Origin of the sequence: Arthrobacter sp. Leaf141 (assembly GCF_001424565.1) — a bacterium.
Lineage (GTDB): Bacteria > Actinomycetota > Actinomycetes > Actinomycetales > Micrococcaceae > Arthrobacter.
The window spans coordinates 432,360-452,223 of the sequence record NZ_LMOL01000005.1 but is presented as its reverse complement, the minus strand read 5'-3'; the positions used below and the strand labels follow the sequence as shown (position 1 = coordinate 452,223).

The following is a 19,864-nucleotide window of genomic DNA, read 5'->3' as shown; positions in this document are numbered from 1 at the left end:
ATGTGAAAAACTCCCGGTAGCCAGGGCCTGGGGCCCCGGATACCGGGAGTTCAACAGAAGGCTTCCGCCCGCCGCGCCTTAGAGGGCGGTGGTGGATCCGCCTGCTGCAGCGATCTTTTCAGCAGCGCTGGCCGAGAATGCGTGGACGGTGACGTCAACCTTGACGGTGATGTCGCCGGTGCCCAGCACCTTGACGGGCTGGTTCTTGCGAACGGCGCCCTTTTCAACCAGGTTCTCCACGGTGACAGTGCCACCTTCGGGGAACAGTTCGTTGAGCTTGTCCAAGTTTACAACCTGGAACTCAACGCGGAACGGGTTCTTGAAACCGCGCAGCTTCGGCAGGCGCATGTGCAGCGGCAGCTGGCCGCCGGCAAAGCCAGCCTTGATCTGGTAGCGGGCCTTTGTACCCTTGGTACCGCGACCAGCGGTCTTACCCTTGGAGCCTTCACCACGACCAACACGGGTCTTGGCGGTCTTGGCACCCGGGGCGGGACGCAGGTGGTGAACCTTCAGGGCGTTCTGCTTCTCAGCGGTGCCCTGTGCCTTTTCAGCAGTCTTGTCTGCCATTTACTTCGCCTCCTCTACCTTTACCAGGTGCGGAACCGTGTTCAGCATTCCGACGGTGACGGCATCGGCGGTGCGGACAACAGTCTGTCCGATCCGCTTCAGGCCGAGTGACCGCAGGGTGTCGCGCTGGTTCTGCTTGCCGCCAATGGCGGACTTGATCTGAGTGATCTCCAACTTGGAGTCGGAGGGGACCAGGTTCTTAGCCATAACTTAGACACCAGCCTTTGAGTTCAGGAGGGCCTTCACCAGCGCAGCCGGAGCAACCTCGTCCAGCGGCAGGCCGCGGCGTGCTGCCACTGCTGCCGGCTCTTCGAGGCGCTTCAGGGCATCAACGGTCGCGTGAACGATGTTGATGGCGTTTGAGGAACCGAGCGACTTGGAGAGGATGTCGTGGATGCCCACGCACTCCAGTACTGCACGGACCGGACCACCGGCGATAACACCGGTACCGGCGGAAGCCGGACGCAGCATTACGACGCCGGCAGCGGCTTCACCCTGAACGCGGTGCGGGATGGTGTTGCCAACGCGGGGAACGCGGAAGAAGGACTTCTTGGCCTCTTCGACGCCCTTTGCGATAGCGGCAGGAACTTCTTTAGCCTTGCCGTAGCCAACGCCGACCATGCCGTTACCGTCACCAACGACGACCAGTGCGGTGAAGCTGAAGCGACGACCACCCTTGACCACCTTGGAAACGCGGTTGATGGTAACAACGCGCTCTACGAACTGGCTCTTCTCAGCTTCGCGGCCGCCGTCGCGGCCACCACGGCCACCACGGTCGCCACGGCCCTGGCCGCGGTCGCCACGCTCGCCGCGACGGGCGCCACCACGGCGGTCGTCGGCAGCTGCGGGAGCGGTCGCGTCAGTGGCCGGAGCAGCTACGGCAGCAGTTGCCTTCTGATCTGCAGACACAGTGTCCTTTTCCTTGTTTGCTTCCGTCACAGTGACAGCCCACCTTCACGTGCGCCGTCAGCGACAGCGGCGATCCGGCCGTGGTACTTGTTACCACCGCGGTCGAAGACAACAGCTTCGATACCGGCAGCCTTCGCACGCTCGGCAACGAGCTCGCCAACGCGCTTGGCCTTGGCAGTCTTGTCACCGTCGAATGCACGGAGGTCGGCTTCCAGAGTGGAGGCGCTCGCTACGGTCAGGCCCTTGGTGTCATCGACAACCTGGACGAATACGTGGCGTGCGGAACGGTTGACGACCAGACGAGGACGTACAGCCGTACCGGAGATGCGCTTACGGATACGAAGCTGGCGGCGGCTGCGCGAAGCAGACTTGCTCTTGTTCGTACGCTTCTTGTTAATTGCGATGGCCATGGTTACTTACCAGCCTTTCCGACCTTGCGGCGGATGACTTCGCCGGCGTAACGGATGCCCTTGCCCTTATAGGGGTCCGGCTTCCGCAGCTTGCGAATATTGGCAGCAACCTCGCCGACCTGCTGCTTGTTGATACCTGAAACAGAGAGCTTGGTCGGGGTCTCTACTGCAAAGGTGATGCCGGCCGGGGCAGCAACGCTGACCGGGTGGCTGTAACCAAGAGCGAACTCAAGGTCGGATCCCTTGGCCTGAACGCGGTAACCGGTACCGACGATTTCAAGCTTCTTCTCGTAGCCCTTCGTAACGCCCTCGATCATGTTGGAGATCAGGGTGCGTGTGAGGCCGTGGAGTGAACGGGAGGCGCGCTCGTCGTTCGGGCGGGCGACGGTCAGGGTGTCTGCATCCAGGGTGACCTCGATCGGGCTGGCCACAGTGTGGTTCAGCTCGCCTTTGGTGCCCTTGACGCTGACGACAGAGCCGTCAACCTTGACCTCAACGCCGGCAGGAACGGTGATGGGGAGACGTCCAATACGTGACATTATTCTCTTCCTTTCCCGTTACCAGACGTACGCGAGGACTTCGCCGCCCACGCCCTTCTTGCCGGCCTGCTTGTCAGTCAGGAGGCCGGAAGAGGTGGACAGGATTGCGACACCCAGGCCACCCAGCACGTGCGGCAGGTTGGTGGACTTTGCGTAAACACGCAGGCCCGGCTTGGAAATACGGCGGACGCCAGCGATTGAACGCTCGCGGTTCGGACCGAATTTCAGATCGATGGTCAGCTTTTTGCCGACCTCAGCTTCCTCTTCCTTCCAGCCGGCGATGAAGCCTTCTGCCTTCAGGATGTCGGCAACGCGTGCCTTGAGCTTGCTGTACGGCATGGTCACGGAATCGTGGTATGCCGAGTTTGCGTTGCGCAGACGCGTGAGCATGTCTGCGACAGGATCTGTCATTGTCATGGTGGGCTCGTGCCCTTCCTCATAACGGTTTCCGCGGCGCTGCCCTGAACGGATTCAGGGGCCGTGCCGCCGGACCTTTTACGTAGTTAGATTAGTCTTCGGCCTTGAACGGGAAACCAAGCGCCTTAAGCAGCGCGCGGCCTTCGTCATCGGTCTTGGCAGTGGTAACAACCGTGATGTCCATACCGCGGACGCGGTCGATGGAGTCCTGGTCGATTTCGTGGAACATAACCTGTTCGGTCAGACCGAAGGTGTAGTTACCGTTTCCGTCGAACTGCTTGCCGCTCAGGCCGCGGAAGTCGCGGATACGGGGCAGTGCGAGGGTGACCAGGCGGTCCAGGAATTCCCACATGCGGTCGCCACGCAGGGTAGCGTGTGCACCGATGGGCATGCCTTCGCGCAGCTTGAACTGTGCGATCGACTTGCGGGCCTTGGTTACCTGCGGCTTCTGGCCGGTGATCAGGGTCAGATCGCGGACAGCGCCGTCGATCAGCTTGGAGTCCTTGGCGGCATCTCCAACACCCATGTTCACAACGACCTTCACCAGGCGGGGAACCTGGTTGACGTTTTCGTACTTGAATTCCTCAACGAGCGTGCTCTTGATGGAATCGGCGTACTTGGTCTTCAGACGAGGAACGATCTTCGTTGCCGGAGTCTCGAGAGTCTCAGTCATTAGATGTCCTTCCCTGAGCTCTTGGCCACGCGGATGCGTACTTCGCGCTGCTTGCCGTCACGTTCAACGGTGTCGATGCGGAAGCCGACGCGGGTGGGCTTCTTGGTGGACGGGTCAACCAGAGCCACGTTGGAGATGTGGATCGGGGCTTCAACAACCTCGATGCCACCGGTCTTGGTGCCGCGCTGCGACTGACCGACCTTGGTGTGCTTGGTTACGCGGTTGACGCCTTCAACCAGCACGCGGTTGGTGTCGGTGAACACGCGCAGGACTTTGCCCTGCTTGCCGCGGTCGCCGCCACGCTCTGCCTTGGCGCCAGTGATGACCTGAACCAGGTCACCCTTCTTGATCTTTGCAGCCATGGACTAGAGCACCTCCGGAGCCAGAGAAACGATCTTCATGAACTTCTTGTCGCGAAGTTCACGACCAACCGGTCCGAAGATACGGGTACCGCGGGGGTCACCGTCAGCCTTCAGGATCACAGCTGCGTTCTCGTCAAACTTGATGTAGGAACCATCCGCACGGCGGCGTTCCTTCTTGGTACGGACGATGACTGCCTTGACAACATCGCCCTTCTTTACGTTGCCGCCCGGAATTGCGTCCTTGACGGTAGCGACGATGACGTCGCCAATGCCTGCGTAGCGACGGCCAGATCCACCGAGAACGCGAATGGTAAGGATTTCCTTAGCACCCGTGTTGTCGGCGACCTTGAGTCGCGACTCCTGCTGAATCACTATTTACTCCTTGCGTCGCGCCGGTTCTCAGACCGAAAATCTTCCTACGGAATGAGCCTTGCGGAACGGTTGATCGGGGTGTCTCTTGACCTGCCTGGATTTTGCCAGACCAGGCCTAAACGCCCGTGCCTGAAGCAGTTGCTCCCATCCGTTCCGGACCGGATCCGGGCGTCAGGGGGCACTATGCCGTGGCACGCTTGTTTACGAGGTTTGATGAAGGCGCGAGAAAGCGCCATACAAACTCAAAATCTTAGCACGTTTCGTTCAGATCCCCATATCACCTGCCGCGCTGCCCCGGCAACACGGATGGACGACGGCGGCAGCCGGCCAGGCCGCCCCGTGCGGCCGGGTGCGTGGCCGCCAGGGCGTACGGCGGGCTAACGGGAAAGCCCCCGCACCCAGGAGGGTGCGGGGGCTTCCAGCGAAGCAGCAGAAGCTACTTGGCCTTCTCGAGGATCTCCACGAGCCGCCAGTTCTTCGTGGCGGACAGCGGGCGGGTCTCGGCGATGACTACGAGGTCGCCGATGCCGGCGGTGTTCTCTTCGTCGTGGGCCTTGACCTTCGAGGTACGGCGGATGACCTTGCCGTACAGAGCGTGCTTCACGCGGTCTTCAACCTGAACAACGATGGTCTTTTCCATCTTGTCAGAGACCACGTAGCCGCGACGCGTCTTGCGCTGACCGCGCTGCTCAGCCGTGGCTGCAGTAGCAGTTTCGGTCACGTTCTCGTCCTTTTCACTCACTTGGCATCCTCCTCGGTCTCAACCGTTTCAGCCGGCTCGGCCTTCTTGGTTGCAGCCTTCTTGGACTTCTTCTCTTCCTTGGCTTCCACAACCGGTGCGGCAACCTCGGCACGGATGCCCAGCTCGCGCTCACGGAGAACGGTGTAGATGCGGGCGATGTCCTTCTTTACCGCGCGCAGCCGGCCGTGGCTCTCCAGCTGTCCGGTGGCGGACTGGAAACGCAGGTTGAACAGCTCTTCCTTGGCCTTACGGAGTTCCTCGACGAGACGCTCGTTGTCGAAACCGTCCAGCTGTGCGGGAGCCAGTTCCTTGGATCCTACTGACATTTCTATTCACCACCTTCGCGACGCAGAATGCGTGCCTTCAACGGGAGCTTGTGGATTGCCAGGCGCAGGGCCTCGCGTGCTACCGATTCTTCGACGCCGGAGATCTCAAAGAGAACCCGGCCCGGCTTGACGTTTGCGACCCACCATTCCGGTGAACCCTTACCGGAACCCATGCGGGTTTCGGCGGGCTTCTTGGTGAGGGGACGGTCCGGGTAGATGTTGATCCAGACCTTGCCGCCACGCTTGATGTGGCGGGTCATCGCGATACGTGCAGACTCGATCTGACGGTTGGTGACGTATGCCGGGCTCAGGGCCTGGATGCCGTACTCACCGAAGGAGACCTTGGTGCCGCCCGTAGCAGCGCCGGAACGACCCGGGTGGTGCTGCTTACGGTGCTTGACTCGACGTGGGATAAGCATTTAAGCCTGTCCTCCTTCTACTGCAGCGGGTGCAGCCTCAACTGCCGGTGCCTCTGCAGCAGGAGCTGCGTCGGCGGCCGGACGGTCGTTACGACGGCGGCGGTCACCACGGTCAGCGCCACCGGGACGGCCCGGACGGTCGCCGGAGCGGCCGCGGGACGGTGCGGAAGCGGCCTGCTGGGCCAGTTCCTTGGCAGTGACGTCGCCCTTGTAGATCCAGACCTTCACGCCAATGCGGCCGAAGGTGGTCTTGGCTTCGTAGAAGCCATAGTCGATGTTCGCGCGGAGGGTGTGCAGGGGCACACGGCCTTCGCGGTAGAACTCCGAGCGGGACATTTCAGCGCCACCCAGGCGGCCCGAGCAGGCGATCCGGATGCCCTTGGCACCGGCACGCTGTGCGGACTGCATGGCCTTCTTCATCGCGCGGCGGAAAGCCACACGTGAAGTCAGCTGCTCTGCAACACCCTGGGCAACAAGCTGGGCTTCCATCTCGGGGTTCTTGACCTCGAGGATGTTCAGCTGGACCTGCTTGCCGGTGAGCTTCTCGAGCTCGCCGCGGATGCGGTCTGCTTCGGCTCCACGGCGGCCGATGACGATGCCGGGACGTGCCGTGTGGATATCCACGCGGACACGGTCACGGGTGCGCTCGATCTCAACCTTGGCGATACCGGCGCGCTCCATGCCCGTGGACATCAGCTGGCGGATGCGGATGTCTTCGCGAACGAAGTCCTTGTACCGCTGGCCGGCCTTGGTGCTGTCAGCGAACCAGTGCGATACGTGATCGGTGGTGATGCCGAGTCGGAACCCATGCGGGTTTACTTTCTGTCCCACTTAGCGAGCCTCCTCTTTCTCAGGGGTAGCGACAACCACGGTGATGTGGCTGGTGCGCTTCTTGATCTGAAATGCACGACCCTGGGCACGCGGCTGGAACCGCTTCATGGTCGGGCCTTCATCAACAAACGCCTCGCTGATGATGAGGTCGCCTTCGTCAAACGCAACGCCGTCGCGGTCCGCGAGGACCCGGGCGTTGGAGATTGCCGACTGTACTACCTTGAATACCGGCTCCGAAGCTGCCTGGGGGGCAAACTTCAGAATTGCCAGAGCCTCATTCGCTTGCAAACCACGAACAAGGTTGACGACGCGCCGGGCCTTCATAGGCGTTACGCGGATGTGGCGCGCAATTGCCTTGGCTTCCATTGCTTTCCTTCTCTCGTCTTTGACGTAAGTGCAGGCGCCTAGCGGCGCTTGCCCTTACGGTCGTCCTTGACATGGCCGCGGAATGTCCGCGTGGGAGCGAATTCGCCGAGCTTGTGCCCGACCATCGACTCAGTGACAAACACGGGGATGTGCTTGCGTCCGTCGTGTACGGCGATCGTGTGCCCGAGCATGTCGGGGATGATCATCGAACGGCGGGACCAGGTCTTGATGACGTTCTTGGTGCCCTTTTCGTTTTCCCTGGCTACCTTCACAAAGAGGTGCTGGTCAACGAAAGGACCTTTTTTCAGGCTGCGTGGCATGTGTCCAGGCTCCTATCGCTTGTTCTTGCCAGTACGACGGCGACGAACAATAAGCTTGTCGCTCTCTTTGTTGGGGCGGCGGGTGCGGCCTTCACGCTTACCGTTCGGGTTGACGGGGTTACGTCCACCGGACGTCTTGCCCTCGCCACCACCGTGCGGGTGGTCAACCGGGTTCATGGCGACACCACGGACGGTCGGGCGGACGCCCTTCCAGCGCATGCGGCCGGCCTTGCCCCAGTTGATGTTCGACTGCTCGGCGTTGCCGACCTCGCCGACGGTTGCGCGGCAGCGCACGTCAACGTTGCGGATTTCGCCGGAAGGCAGACGCAGCTGGGCGAAACGGCCTTCCTTTGCAACAAGCTGGATCGATGCGCCGGCGGAGCGGCCCATCTTGGCGCCGCCACCCGGACGCAGTTCAACTGCGTGGATTACGGTACCCACCGGGATGTTGAGGAGGGGCAGGTTGTTACCGGGCTTGATGTCAGCACCGGCACCTGCCTCAACAACGTCACCCTGGGAGAGCTTGTTGGGGGCGATGATGTAACGCTTGGTGCCATCAACGTAGTGCAGGAGGGCGATGCGAGCCGTGCGGTTCGGATCGTACTCGATTTCGGCAACGCGGGCGTTGACGCCGTCCTTGTCGTGGCGACGGAAGTCGATCAGACGGTACTGGCGCTTGTGGCCACCACCCTTGTGACGGGTGGTGATCTTACCGGTGTTGTTACGGCCGCCCTTTTTCGGGAGGGGACGTACCAACGACTTTTCCGGCGTTGACCGCGTGATTTCGGTGAAGTCCGCTACGCTCGAGCCACGACGGCCCGGGGTAGTCGGCTTGTATTTACGGATTCCCATAATTTATTTCCTCGTTAAAGTGGTCTCCGCTACGAAAGCGGACCGCCGAAGATGTCGATAGTGCCTTCTTTGAGGCTCACAATTGCACGCTTGGTGTTCTTGCGGGTACCCCATCCGAATTTGGTGCGCTTGCGCTTACCGGCACGGTTGATGGTGTTGATCGATTCGACCTTGACGGAGAAGATTTTCTCCACGGCCAGCTTGATCTCGGTCTTGTTCGAGCGGGGGTCCACCAGGAAGGTGTACTTTCCCTCATCGATCAGGCCGTAGCTCTTTTCCGACACGACGGGTGCAAGCACTACGTCGCGGGGATCCTTGATGGTGGCTGCACTCACTTGGCATCCTCCTCGTTCTTTGCCACTGCCTTGTCGGCAACGAATGCGTCGTAAGCAGCCTTGGTGAAGACAACGTCATCGGAGACGAGAACGTCGTAGGTGTTCAGCTGGTCTGCGTACAGAACGTGAACACCTTCGAGGTTGCGCACGGAAAGTGCAGCAACGTCGTTGGCGCGCTCGATGACAACCAGCAGGTTTTTGCGCTCGGAAACGCCGCGCAGTGCTGCCAAAGCGGACTTGGCGGAAGGCTTGGTGCCTTCAACCAGTTCAGCGACAACGTGGATACGGCTGTTGCGTGCCCGGTCGGAGAGTGCGCCGCGCAGTGCAGCAGCAATCATCTTCTTGGGGGTGCGCTGGCTGTAGTCACGCGGTGTGGGACCGTGGACAACGCCACCGCCGGTCATGTGCGGAGCACGGATTGAACCCTGACGGGCGCGGCCGGTGCCCTTCTGCTTGAACGGCTTGCGTCCTGCACCGGAAACTTCAGCGCGGGTCTTGGTCTTGTGGGTACCCTGGCGAGCAGCAGCGAGCTGTGCGACGACGACCTGGTGCAGCAGCGGCACGTTGGTCTGTACGTCGAAGATCTCTGCAGGCAGGTCAACCTGGACAGTGTTAGCCATTGAACTAGGCTCCCTTCACGGCGGTGCGTACGAAGACGACCTGGCCGCGGGCGCCGGGAACGGCGCCCTTGATCAGGAGCAGCGACTTCTCGGCGTCAACACCGTGAACCGTGAGGTTCAGAGTGGTGTGACGCACGGCGCCCATGCGGCCGGCCATTTTCATGCCCTTGAAGACGCGGCTCGGGGTGGATGCGCCACCGATTGAACCGGGCTTACGGTGGTTCTTGTGGGCACCGTGGGAAGCTCCAACGCCGTGGAAGCCGTGACGCTTCATAACACCGGCGAAGCCCTTACCCTTGGTGGTGCCGATGACGTCGATCTTCTGTCCGGCTTCGAAGACCTCTACTGAGAGCTCCTGGCCAAGCGCGTACTCAGCAGCATCTGCGGTACGGAGTTCGACGACGTGGCGGCGAGGCGTGACGCCTGCCTTTTCAAAGTGACCAGCCAGCGGCTTGGTGACCTTGCGGGGATCGATCTGGCCGTAGCCGATCTGAACGGCGACGTAGCCATCAACTTCTGCGTTGCGCAGCTGGGTGATGACGTTTGAGTCTGCCTGGACCACAGTGACGGGGATGAGCTTGTTGTTCTCGTCCCAGACCTGGGTCATGCCGAGCTTCGTGCCCAGCAGGCCCTTTACGTTACGGGTTGCGGTCATAGTCTCTCAGCACCTCCCTACAGCTTGATTTCGATGTTCACGTCGGCCGGCAGGTCGAGGCGCATAAGCGAGTCGACAGCCTTGGGCGTGGGATCGATGATGTCGATAAGACGCTTGTGCGTGCGCATTTCAAAGTGCTCGCGGCTGTCTTTGTACTTGTGCGGAGAGCGGATAACGCAGTACACGTTCTTCTCCGTCGGAAGCGGCACGGGGCCAACAACCGTTGCGCCTGCGCGCGTGACCGTCTCAACGATCTTCCGTGCTGAAACGTCAATGACCTCGTGGTCGTATGACTTCAGCCGGATGCGGATTTTTTGTCCCGCCATGTCGCCTGACTCTCTTTCAGTCTGTGCTTCCCCTGATTGGGGCTGCTCTGTTCACTTACCCGTTGTGTGGCTGCCGAAGCATTCAAAGTCGTAACCACCACCCGCCGCACAAACTGAATCCGGACGAATCCGGGTTCCTCACCTTGCCGGCGTAACCGACCCCCGCGGTCGGGCGTGTCGCGCTTTGGACGCATACAAATCCGCAATTCCATGGGGGTGGGTTATGTTTGGGCTTCCACCTGGACCCTGGCACCCGGCATTATCCGGATCGGGACACGAAGAAGCGCTTGAACAACTCATCTAGTATGCCGGAAACGGGCGCCAGATGCGAATCGGGCCTTACCGGCCCCCTGCGCGGCCCATTGCCCTGCACTGGGTCCGTGTGGATGATTGGTCCATGACGCTCGAAAGCACGGAATCGGCGACGGAGCTCGCAGGCCGCATCCCGCCGTCGTTCACGTTGGGAGTGGCGGCGGCGGCGTTCCAGATCGAGGGCTCCCTGAGTGCTGACGGCCGTGGCCCGTCCGGCTGGGATGCGTTCGCGGAGAAGCCCGGCGCCATCGTTGCGGGCGATTCCCCGGCAGTGGCCTGCGACCACTACAACCGCCTTCCCCAGGACGTTGCCCTGCTCCAGGACCTCGGCGTGGACTCGTACCGGTTTTCGCTGTCCTGGCCCCGGATCCAGCCTGATGGCCGCGGCGGCTTCAACGCTGAAGGCCTGGATTTCTACGACCGCCTGATCGACAGCCTCCTCGCGGCAGGTATCTCGCCCATGGCCACCCTCTACCACTGGGACACTCCCCTGCCGCTTGAGCACAGCGGCGGCTGGCTCAACCGAGACACCGCCGGCCGTTTCGCCGATTATGCCGCGGCGGCCGCCGCCCGGTTCGGCGACCGCGTGGCGCAATGGGTCACCCTGAACGAACCGTTGTCAGTGACGCTTAACGGATACGCCCTGGGCGTCCATGCTCCGGGCCGCGCACTCCTCTTTGATGCGCTGCCCGCCATCCACCATCAACTCCTGGCCCACGGGCTGGGGGTGCAGGCCCTCCGCGCCGCCGGCGTCGCAGGCGATGTGGGGATCACCAACCTCCACGCTCCCGTGCGGCCCGCCAGCGGCAAGCCCGGCGACCGGTTGGTGGCCCACATGTATGACCTGCTGATGAACAGGATGTACGCCGATCCGGTGCTGTTGGGCCGCTATCCCCGCCTGCCGTTCTACGCCAGGCCGTGGCTGCGGTCCCTCGGCAGGGTCTCCGACGCCGACCTGCGCACCATCCATCAGCCCTTGGACTTCTACGGCCTGAACTACTATTTCCCGGTCAGGGTGGCCCTGGGGCGGGGGCCCGCCGGGCCGCCGGACCTGCCGGAAGCGGTGGCCAGGATGCCCTTCCACGATGTGGGCTACCCCGAATACAAGAGCACCGGCTTTGGCTGGCCGGTGGCGCCGCAGCACCTGGGCATCCTGCTGCGGGACTTCCGTGACCGCTACGGCGCCTCGCTCCCCCCGGTGTTCATCACGGAGGGCGGTGCCAGCTTCCCGGAGCCCGCCAACGTGACCGGCACACTGCAGGATACCGAGCGGATCAGTTATTTGGCCGATCACCTGGGCGCGGCGCTGGCGGCCGTGGCCCCGGGCGGATCCGCGGAGGGTGTGGACCTCCGCGGCTACTACGTCTGGACGCTGATGGACAACTTCGAATGGGCTGCCGGTTATTCGCAGCGTTTCGGCCTGGTCCACGTGGACTTCGACACCCAGGAACGGACGCCCAAACAGTCGTTCTATTGGTACCAGGCCCTGGCGCGGGCCCGGCAGGCCTGAACCGGCCTTCCAGCGGGGCAGTTACTGGTTTTTGTTGGCCCGGTTGATCCGCTTTGCCCGGTCGATTTCCTGGCGGAAATGCTTTTTGGCCCAAAACACGCCTGCCACTACGGCAACGGCGACAATGAGGAAAATAAGCCATCCCATGATGAACTCCCTTCGATGCTGCAACAGTATCAGGGGGCGTTGCCCGACGCTCCGTCCCCTGCTTCAGGCCCGGTACCGGTGCTGCGGTTCAGGCGCCATACAGCGAAGGCAATGAGTCCGACCGCGATCAGCGCCAGCAGCGCGAACGTGTACTGGCGCATGGCCCACAGGACGCACGCGGCAACCCCGGCGGCACCCCACCACACGAACAGCCGTTCACCAAAAGCCAGCCCGGCCAGCAGCAGCCCCGCCAGGAGCACCAGCACCCAAAGCTGCTGGCCGCCGTTGCCGCCGAAGACTATGCCCAGCCCGCTCAATGTCAGCAGCCCGGCCGCCACTGACAAAACAGTCCGGCCCACGGCGGCCTGCCCCGCCAGGTACCGCAGCACCGCCACCGCGGCGCCCAGCAGCACGTACCACTGCACCACCCAGAAAAGGTCGGGCAGCCCGGCGAAGCTGCGGGTGTCAAGGCTGAAGATCGAGGCCCGCTGGATGCCTGCCAGCACTGCCACCGCGCCCAGCTCCGCCGTGGCCCGCCGCCATCTGGCCGGCACCTCCACCACAGTGATGCCGACGCCTGCCGCCAGGACAGCTGCGCCGGTCCAGGATGTCGCGTCGGCACGCAGCCCCTGGGCCGCAACGCCGGCGAGGCCCACCAGGGCGCCGCCCACGAGGGACCAACGGCGGACCGGGTCCAGCGCCGAAAGCACACCCGGGAGCCAGCGGGCCCCGTAAAGGCCCACAGCAGCCAGGCCCGTTCCGGCAAGCCACGGCCAGTAGCTTCCCCACACGCCAACCGGGGGCGGGAAAACGGCCAGCGACAGCAGGCCGGCTCCGGCCAGCACCGCTGCCGCAGCCACCGGATACAGGACTGGGATCCGCTCCACGTGGGAGACAGTGAAACAGGTTGCCGCGACCACCAGCACAGCGGCGCCGGGCGCCCAGTCCATGGCCAGGGGCGACACGGACAGGGCCGTCACCGCGAAGGCGCCGGCAGCTGCAACCCAAAGCCAGCGATCGGCCGCGGACTCCTGCGGGCGCCCGCGCCGCCACACCCCTGCGGCGCACGCCGCAACCGCCAGGCCCATCAGGACCAGCAGCGTGCCCGTATACGTCAGGAACGGCGGCGGCGTCAGGCGGACAACCGGTCCCAGCGAAAGGGCCAGGGCCAGCAGCGCGAAGACTCCGAAGTAGAGTGCGCCGCGGGCCGCGAACAGCCGGCTGGCCACCACCGCGGAAACCAGCAGCAGTGCCAGTTCCAGGAGCACAACCCACCGTCCGGCGTCGGCCGCCCCGGGACCGGAAACGTTCCGCAGCGAGAAAACCACGGGCAGGATGGCCTGCCCGGCCAGGGTGATCCACACCGCGGCCTGCTGGAACGGAACGGCCGCCAGGCGGTGCCGCATCGCCCAGCGCACCCCGTGCTGGGCTGCCAGGACCCCCGCGAACGTGAGGGAGACTGCGGTGGGCGAGGCGCCGGCGTCGTAACTGAACACCACGGCCAGCGCCGCAGCAGACACCCTGGCGGCAACAAAGTACCAGCCCTTGCGGACAGGCTGGGGCGCTGCCACCACCATGGCCGCAGCGAACACGCCAAAGACGGCGAGGAGGATTTCCGCGTAGGCGGGATTCCCGGCGGAAAGCACGGCAAGGGCCACAACCGCGGCAGGGGCAATAACGACGGCGGCCCGGCGTTCGCGGAGCACGTACCCGGCGGCGGCAGCAGACAGCGCAGTGGCGGCAAGGACCGCCGTGTTGTGCCAGGTTCCAGTGGACAGCGCCGGCGCCAGCATGGCACTGGCTGCCAACTGCAGGAACACCACCGCTCCAGTGTCTGCAAGGACGCCACGGGGCGCCCGGCCGAGGATGGCGGCACCCAGCGGGAACACCAGCTGCGCCGCCAGGACGAGGACCAGGACAACGGCCGGCTGGACCGCGCCGGGCGCGTACTGGGCCAGGCCCGTCAGGACCAGGACGGTACCGGCGGCACGCGCCAGCCACCAATAGGTCCAGCGGTGCCCACGTCCCGGCAGCCGGCGTGCGGCGACCAGGAAGTAGGCGGTCAGCAGGAGCAACGCAGCGTTGGCCACGGCGTCGGGGAGCTCACTGAAGGCGGTCAGAACCAGCACGGCGGCTGCCGCCGGGGGCAGCACCTCCCCCACGCTTGCGCTCCACCGGCCGGCCGATGGGTTCCGCGGCAGCAGGAACAGGCCCACGGCCACCGCAGCCGCCAGCTGCAGGAACAGGCCCGCGGTGGCCAGCGGCGCCGGCTCCGTCCAGGCCAGCACAACACTGCAGGCAACTCCGGCGAGTACAAAGCCCATCAACGTTGCCTCCGGCGCCAGCGCGGGCCGGCTCCGGACCATCACCCATACCGACAGCAGCTGCTGGAGGACCACGGCAACGAGGAGTGCCGCCAGGATGGCAGGCCGTTGCGCGCTGCCATCCGTGACGGCGGCTGCAACAGCGGGTGCGGCGGCGGTGAGTGCCAACCTGGCGTTGAACAGCAGCAACGGGACAGTTGCCGGCGTCGCGATTCCCGGGCGCATTCTGGCCAGCCAGCCGGCGCCGGCCAGGAGCAGCATCAAGGCCAGCGGCCACGCCCCCATAACGGGCGCGGCCAGTCCTGCCAGCAGCAGGGCGGCATAGGGGGCATATTCGGCCCTGCCGCCCAGCCTGGCAGCGATTACCATGCTGGTGGCGAGGAGGATAAGCACCGGGACCCAAAGCGGGACGCCGCCCTGGCCCTGCCGGGAAAACTCCACGGCCACGGCAAAGATGCCTGTGGCCAGTACCTGGACGGCAAAGGTTCCCAGTGCATCAAAGCGCCACCTGCCCCGGACCCGGGGCGGAACCTGCGGTTGGGCCTGGATCTGTGGCTGGACCTGTCGCTCTTCGTCCGTCACAGGGGCGGAGGGGAACCACTTCGCGAGGACCGGCATGCCGTACGCCACCGCGATGGACTGGGCCGCCAGAAGGACAACCGCCGCCAGCAGACCGTCACGGCCGTGCCCGGTCAGCTCCGCGACGCCCACGGACAACCCCGCTGTCAGGGCTGCCCGAGCGGCGAAGTAGTGCAGGACCCGTTGCGTGCTGCTGCGGACGGCTGCAATGCCGACGAAGTACACACCGCACAGTCCGATGACCCCCGCGTATTCGGACGCGGAGATCAGGCCCGGGATGCAGGTGACAACCAGTGCCACGGCCGGAACCAGCACCGGATGCAGGACGGCCAGGGGCTGCACATACAGCGGCGGGAGCCAGCCGGGCCTGCCCAGGGAGAGCACGGTAAAGCCAATGGACACCGCGATGAGGACCACAAAGTACCAGACCAGGGCTGCGCCGAGCACAGCGGTGCCGGACCAGGCCGTCGAGATCAGGAACGTCAGCGAAAGGTAGGCCAGAACCCTGCTCTCCAGCCGCACCGACGCCGCAACGTAGGCGGCCGTTCCCACCAGGGAGGTGACGAGCCAGGCCGCCGGGCCGTCGCTCCAGACGAAGTTGTACATCGCCAGCCCGGTCACCGGCACCAGCGCCAGCCCCGTGCCGGTAAAGGCGACCGCCGCAGGTTTGAGCCGTGCCACTTTGGCATGCAGGACAAATCCCGCGACGTAGAAGGCTGCGGCCACGGCGCAGACTCCGGCGAACCGGAGCATGGGCGGCAGGCCGGTACCAATAAAGAGGGCAGCCGCAGCCACCAGGAGCAGGCTGGCCACGTAAAGCGTGATGTTGATGTTCTGCCGGTCGCGGCGGGCCCGCCGCGCCTGGCGCTCGGCTTCGGTTTCTACGGGCACGGCAGTTCCATGCATAGGGACCGACGGCGGAACGGCAAGCGGCTGCGCGGGTGTGGCGTGGGCGGGTTCGGCCAGCTGCTGCCGGGCCGGCTGCAACAGTGCCGGTTGCAGCAGGGGCTGCCGGGTGGGCGCCCACGGTTTCTGCGCCGCCCCAAACACTTCCTGCACAGGTGCCAGCGGCGGAGTAGGGACGGCAGGCGGTCCCAGTGGCTCAGCACGCGGGGCCACCGGCGTCGGCCTGGCTGTTGACGATGCTGGCGCCGGTGGTTCCGCGGCCACCCTGGCCATGGCATCGAGCCAGCCCTGCAGGTGTCCGGCCCGGTATCCGGCCTCGTAGGATTCGTCCGTCATGTCCATGGCCTTTCCGGGCAGCGTTGTGGCGCTACTATTTATCCAATGACTGGATAAATAGTAGCAAAGGAAAACCCCGCTGCACAGCAGCGGGGTTTCCCAGCGGTCATCCGGGCCATAAGCCCTTCCGGCCAGTAATCAGCAAAGACTACTTGTTGATCTTGGTAACGCGTCCTGAACCAACGGTGCGGCCGCCTTCGCGGATAGCGAAGCCGAGGCCCTCTTCCATGGCGATGGGCTGGATGAGCGCAACGGTCATCTCAGTGTTATCGCCGGGCATAACCATTTCCGTGCCCTCGGGCAGGGTGATAACGCCGGTTACGTCCGTGGTGCGGAAGTAGAACTGCGGGCGGTAGTTGGAGTAGAACGGGTTGTGACGCCCGCCTTCGTCCTTGGAGAGGATGTAGACGTTGGCTTCGAAGTCGGTGTGCGGGGTGATGGAACCCGGCTTGACGACAACCTGGCCACGCTCGACATCGTCGCGCTTCAGACCGCGGAGCAGGAGGCCACAGTTCTCGCCGGCCCATGCTTCGTCGAGCTGCTTGTGGAACATCTCGATACCGGTAACCGTGGTCTTCTGGACCGGACGGATGCCGACGATCTCGACCTCGGAGTTGATGGCGAGGGTGCCACGCTCGGCGCGGCCCGTAACAACGGTGCCACGGCCGGTGATGGTGAAGACGTCCTCGATAGGCATGAGGAACGGCTTGTCACGGTCACGTACGGGGTCCGGAACGGACTCGTCAACGGCTTCCATGAGGTCCTCGACGGACTTGACCCAAACGGGGTCGCCTTCGAGTGCCTTCAGGCCGGAAACGCGAACAACGGGAGCGTCGTCGCCATCGAAGCCCTGAGCGGAAAGCAGCTCACGAACTTCCATTTCAACGAGGTCCAGCAGTTCTTCGTCGTCAACCATGTCCGACTTGTTCAGAGCAACCAGCAGGTAGGGAACGCCAACCTGGCGGGCGAGCAGGACGTGCTCGCGGGTCTGAGCCATCGGGCCGTCAGTGGCGGCAACCACGAGGATTGCACCGTCCATCTGTGCAGCACCGGTGATCATGTTCTTGATGTAGTCAGCGTGACCCGGAGCGTCTACGTGTGCGTAGTGGCGCTTTTCGGTCTGGTATTCAACGTGGGAGATGTTGATGGTAATGCCGCGCTGACGCTCTTCGGGAGCAGAGTCAATCGACGCGAAGTCGCGCTGCTCGTTGAGAGTCGGGTACTTGTCGTACAGCACCTTGGAAATGGCGGCCGTCAACGTCGTCTTACCGTGGTCAACGTGACCAATGGTGCCGATGTTAACGTGCGGCTTAGTCCGCTCGAACTTTGCCTTTGCCACAGGTTCCTCCTAGAACGTTTTCAAATGACTTACCCTTCAACCGCGCTGATCGCGGCAGAAACTCAGGTAAGTCTACTTGGGGGGCTTTGGATTGGTGAAATTGCAGATTCAGGAACTAATACTAGTCCCTAGAGCCTGTTCGTGCAGATGGCCGGAGCGGCCGGGACCTTCCGGCCACCTGCACCGGCTGTACTTTCCGCTGGCGGAAGCACATCCGAGTTTGTTTGCTGCGTCTTGTCCCGGAGGACTATTCGCCGCGGTTCTTCTGGATGATCTCGTCGGCGAATGCCTTCGGGACCTCGGCGTAGCTGTGGAACGTCATGGAGTACACAGCGCGGCCCTGGGTCTTTGAACGCAGGTCACCGATGTAGCCGAACATGCCGGACAGCGGGACGTGCGCACGGATGACCTTGACACCCTGTGCATCTTCCATGGACTGCATCTGGCCACGGCGGGAGTTGAGGTCACCGATAACTTCACCCATGTATTCCTCAGGGGTGCGGACCTCGACATCCATCAGCGGTTCGAGCAGGACAGGGTTCGCCTTGCGGGCGGCTTCCTTGAAAGCCATCCGGCCGGCGATCTTGAACGCCATTTCCGAGGAGTCAACATCGTGGTAAGCGCCGTCAATCAGCGTTGCCTTGATGCCAACAACCGGGTAACCGGCCAGGACGCCGTCGTTCAGCGCATCCTGGATGCCGGCGTCGACGGACGGAATGTATTCGCGAGGAATACGTCCACCGGTCACCTTGTTCTCGAACTCGTACAGCTCGCCTTCGGAAGTATCCAGGGGCCCGATGGCGATCTGGATCTTTGCGAACTGGCCCGAACCACCGGTCTGCTTCTTGTGCGTGTAGTCGTGACGCGCAACAACATTCTTGATGGTTTCGCGGTAGGCAACCTGCGGCTTGCCAACGTTTGCCTCGACCTTGAATTCGCGGCGCATGCGGTCCACCAGGATGTCCAGGTGGAGCTCGCCCATGCCGGCGATGATGGTCTGGCCCGTGTCTTCGTTGAGGGACACCTGGAAGGTGGGGTCCTCGGCGGAGAGCTTCTGGATGGCCGTGGAGAGCTTCTCCTGGTCACCCTTGGTGTTGGGCTCGATGGCAACCGAGATCACGGGCTCCGGGAAGCTCATGGACTCGAGGACGATCTGGTTGGCGGAATCACACAGGGTGTCACCCGTGGTGGTGTCCTTCAAGCCGATCGCTGCGTAGATGTGGCCGGCGGTAGCGCCATCAACGGGCATTTCCTTGTTGGCGTGCATCTGGAACAGCTTGCCGATGCGCTCCTTCTTGCCCTTGGTGGAGTTGACCACCTGGGCGCCTGCTTCCACGTGACCGGAGTACACGCGGACGAAGGTGAGCTGGCCGAAGAACGGGTGCGCGGCAATCTTGAACGCCAGGGCCGAGAACGGCTCTTCGGAAGACGGCTTGCGGGTCAGTTCCTTCTCTTCGTCGCGGGGATCGTGACCGATCATCGGCGGGACGTCGAGCGGGTTCGGCAGGTAGTCGATGACAGCATCGAGCATCGGCTGGACGCCACGGTTCTTGAAGGCGGAGCCACAGAACACGGGGTACAGCTCGGAGTTGATGGTCATCTTGCGGATGCCGGCCTTGAGCTCGTCAATCGAGATCTCTTCGCCTTCGAGGTACTTCTCCATGAGTTCTTCGGAGGACTCGGCAACAGCTTCAACGAGTGCTGCGCGGTACTCTTCAGCCTTCGCCTGGAGGTCAGCCGGGATCTCCTGGATCTCGTACTTGGCACCCATGGTGACGTCACCCTTGGAGTCGCCGGGCCATACGAGGGCACGCATGTAGAGCAGGTCAACAACGCCGATGAAGTCGTTCTCCGCACCGATGGGCAGCTGCATAACCAGCGGCTTGGCGCCGAGGCGGTTAACAATCGTGTCCACGGTGAAGTAGAAGTCAGCGCCCAGCTTGTCCATCTTGTTGACGAAGCAGATACGCGGGACGTTGTACTTGTCGGCCTGGCGCCAAACAGTCTCGGACTGCGGCTCCACGCCTTCCTTGCCATCGAAGACGGCAACGGCGCCGTCGAGGACGCGCAGGGAGCGCTCAACCTCAACGGTGAAGTCAACGTGGCCGGGGGTGTCGATGATGTTGATCTGGTTGTTTTCCCAGAAGCAGGTCACGGCGGCAGACGTGATGGTGATGCCGCGTTCCTTTTCCTGTTCCATCCAGTCAGTCGTCGAAGCGCCGTCGTGCGTTTCGCCGATCTTGTGGTTCACACCCGTGTAAAACAGGATGCGCTCGGTGGTGGTGGTCTTGCCGGCATCAATGTGGGCCATGATGCCGATGTTGCGGACCTTACTAAGGTCGGTAAGCACGTCCTGTGCCACGGTGTCTC

General features: G+C 63.4%; 25 protein-coding genes. 1 reads left to right on the top strand and 24 read right to left on the bottom strand.

Features of this window, described 5'->3' with window-relative positions; translation table 11 throughout:
* Positions 1-78: 78 nt before the first annotated feature.
* From rplO to rpsJ, 20 genes are all read right to left on the bottom strand, one after another.
* Positions 79-567: a 50S ribosomal protein L15 gene (gene rplO, locus ASF72_RS04660; protein WP_050684384.1), complete on the bottom strand. Its 489-nt coding sequence runs from the start codon at positions 565-567 to the stop codon at positions 79-81.
* Positions 568-774: a 50S ribosomal protein L30 gene (rpmD, locus tag ASF72_RS04655; protein WP_050684385.1), complete on the bottom strand. Its 207-nt coding sequence runs from the start codon at positions 772-774 to the stop codon at positions 568-570.
* A 3-nt stretch (positions 775-777) separates the two neighbouring features.
* Positions 778-1,506, bottom strand: coding sequence for a 30S ribosomal protein S5 (gene rpsE, locus ASF72_RS04650; RefSeq protein WP_050684386.1), 729 nt, complete (start codon positions 1,504-1,506; stop codon positions 778-780).
* Positions 1,503-1,886 (bottom strand): 50S ribosomal protein L18, encoded by a 384-nt coding sequence (rplR, locus tag ASF72_RS04645; RefSeq protein WP_011692796.1) that lies wholly within the window; start codon positions 1,884-1,886, stop codon positions 1,503-1,505. Before rplR ends, rpsE begins: the two co-directional genes overlap by 4 nt.
* Before the next feature lie 2 nt (positions 1,887-1,888).
* Positions 1,889-2,425, bottom strand: coding sequence for a 50S ribosomal protein L6 (gene rplF / locus ASF72_RS04640; RefSeq protein ID WP_050684387.1), 537 nt, complete (start codon positions 2,423-2,425; stop codon positions 1,889-1,891).
* 18 nt (positions 2,426-2,443) lie between these two features.
* Positions 2,444-2,842: a 30S ribosomal protein S8 gene (rpsH, locus tag ASF72_RS04635; RefSeq protein ID WP_050684388.1), complete on the bottom strand. Its 399-nt coding sequence runs from the start codon at positions 2,840-2,842 to the stop codon at positions 2,444-2,446.
* Positions 2,843-2,933: 91 nt separating this feature from the next.
* Complete coding sequence (gene rplE / locus ASF72_RS04630; protein ID WP_050684389.1) at positions 2,934-3,515, bottom strand: 50S ribosomal protein L5; 582 nt, start codon at positions 3,513-3,515, stop codon at positions 2,934-2,936.
* The gene (gene rplX / locus ASF72_RS04625) at positions 3,515-3,877 is read right to left on the bottom strand and encodes a 50S ribosomal protein L24 (protein ID WP_050684390.1); all 363 of its coding nucleotides are present in this window, start codon (positions 3,875-3,877) and stop codon (positions 3,515-3,517) included. Before rplX ends, rplE begins: the two co-directional genes overlap by 1 nt.
* Before the next feature lie 3 nt (positions 3,878-3,880).
* Complete coding sequence (gene rplN / locus ASF72_RS04620; protein ID WP_024366126.1) at positions 3,881-4,249, bottom strand: 50S ribosomal protein L14; 369 nt, start codon at positions 4,247-4,249, stop codon at positions 3,881-3,883.
* Between the two features lie 436 nt (positions 4,250-4,685).
* Positions 4,686-4,991, bottom strand: coding sequence for a 30S ribosomal protein S17 (gene rpsQ / locus ASF72_RS04615; RefSeq protein WP_050684391.1), 306 nt, complete (start codon positions 4,989-4,991; stop codon positions 4,686-4,688).
* Positions 4,988-5,317, bottom strand: a complete 330-nt coding sequence (gene rpmC / locus ASF72_RS21215; protein WP_050684392.1) for a 50S ribosomal protein L29 — start codon at positions 5,315-5,317, stop codon at positions 4,988-4,990. The genes rpsQ and rpmC overlap by 4 nt, the downstream gene beginning before the upstream one ends.
* Positions 5,318-5,319: 2 nt before the next feature.
* Entirely contained in the window at positions 5,320-5,736 is a 417-nt protein-coding gene (gene rplP, locus ASF72_RS04605) for a 50S ribosomal protein L16 (protein ID WP_013601829.1), read from the bottom strand.
* Positions 5,737-6,567: a 30S ribosomal protein S3 gene (gene rpsC / locus ASF72_RS04600; protein WP_050684393.1), complete on the bottom strand. Its 831-nt coding sequence runs from the start codon at positions 6,565-6,567 to the stop codon at positions 5,737-5,739.
* Positions 6,568-6,933 (bottom strand): 50S ribosomal protein L22, encoded by a 366-nt coding sequence (rplV, locus tag ASF72_RS04595; RefSeq protein ID WP_009358304.1) that lies wholly within the window; start codon positions 6,931-6,933, stop codon positions 6,568-6,570.
* Between the two features lie 38 nt (positions 6,934-6,971).
* Positions 6,972-7,253, bottom strand: a complete 282-nt coding sequence (gene rpsS / locus ASF72_RS04590) for a 30S ribosomal protein S19 (protein WP_003803803.1) — start codon at positions 7,251-7,253, stop codon at positions 6,972-6,974.
* Between the two features lie 12 nt (positions 7,254-7,265).
* Positions 7,266-8,105, bottom strand: coding sequence for a 50S ribosomal protein L2 (gene rplB / locus ASF72_RS04585; protein ID WP_050684394.1), 840 nt, complete (start codon positions 8,103-8,105; stop codon positions 7,266-7,268).
* Between the two features lie 29 nt (positions 8,106-8,134).
* A complete protein-coding gene (rplW, locus tag ASF72_RS04580) occupies positions 8,135-8,440 on the bottom strand; it encodes a 50S ribosomal protein L23 (protein WP_018773664.1) in 306 nt (101 codons plus the stop codon).
* Positions 8,437-9,060, bottom strand: a complete 624-nt coding sequence (rplD, locus tag ASF72_RS04575; RefSeq protein WP_050684395.1) for a 50S ribosomal protein L4 — start codon at positions 9,058-9,060, stop codon at positions 8,437-8,439. The genes rplW and rplD overlap by 4 nt, the downstream gene beginning before the upstream one ends.
* Positions 9,061-9,064: 4 nt before the next feature.
* Positions 9,065-9,715 carry a 50S ribosomal protein L3 gene (gene rplC / locus ASF72_RS04570; protein ID WP_050684396.1) on the bottom strand — a complete coding sequence of 217 codons (651 nt, stop codon included), beginning with the start codon at positions 9,713-9,715 and terminating at the stop codon, positions 9,065-9,067.
* Between the two features lie 17 nt (positions 9,716-9,732).
* Positions 9,733-10,041: a 30S ribosomal protein S10 gene (gene rpsJ, locus ASF72_RS04565; RefSeq protein ID WP_003803825.1), complete on the bottom strand. Its 309-nt coding sequence runs from the start codon at positions 10,039-10,041 to the stop codon at positions 9,733-9,735.
* Positions 10,042-10,438: 397 nt separating this feature from the next.
* Between rpsJ and ASF72_RS04560 the strand changes: the two genes are divergently transcribed.
* Positions 10,439-11,863, top strand: coding sequence for a GH1 family beta-glucosidase (locus ASF72_RS04560; RefSeq protein WP_056596985.1), 1,425 nt, complete (start codon positions 10,439-10,441; stop codon positions 11,861-11,863).
* A 21-nt stretch (positions 11,864-11,884) separates the two neighbouring features.
* Here ASF72_RS04560 and ASF72_RS21200 read toward each other — a convergent pair whose 3' ends face one another.
* The 4 genes from ASF72_RS21200 to fusA form a co-directional block, all read right to left on the bottom strand.
* Entirely contained in the window at positions 11,885-12,010 is a 126-nt protein-coding gene (locus tag ASF72_RS21200; RefSeq protein WP_268760258.1) for a hypothetical protein, read from the bottom strand.
* A gap of 29 nt (positions 12,011-12,039) precedes the next feature.
* Positions 12,040-16,155, bottom strand: a complete 4,116-nt coding sequence (locus ASF72_RS04555; RefSeq protein ID WP_056597444.1) for a hypothetical protein — start codon at positions 16,153-16,155, stop codon at positions 12,040-12,042.
* 148 nt (positions 16,156-16,303) lie between these two features.
* Complete coding sequence (gene tuf, locus ASF72_RS04550) at positions 16,304-17,494, bottom strand: elongation factor Tu (protein WP_050684398.1); 1,191 nt, start codon at positions 17,492-17,494, stop codon at positions 16,304-16,306.
* A 247-nt stretch (positions 17,495-17,741) separates the two neighbouring features.
* Positions 17,742-19,856, bottom strand: coding sequence for an elongation factor G (fusA, locus tag ASF72_RS04545; RefSeq protein ID WP_050684399.1), 2,115 nt, complete (start codon positions 19,854-19,856; stop codon positions 17,742-17,744).
* Positions 19,857-19,864 lie beyond the last annotated feature (8 nt).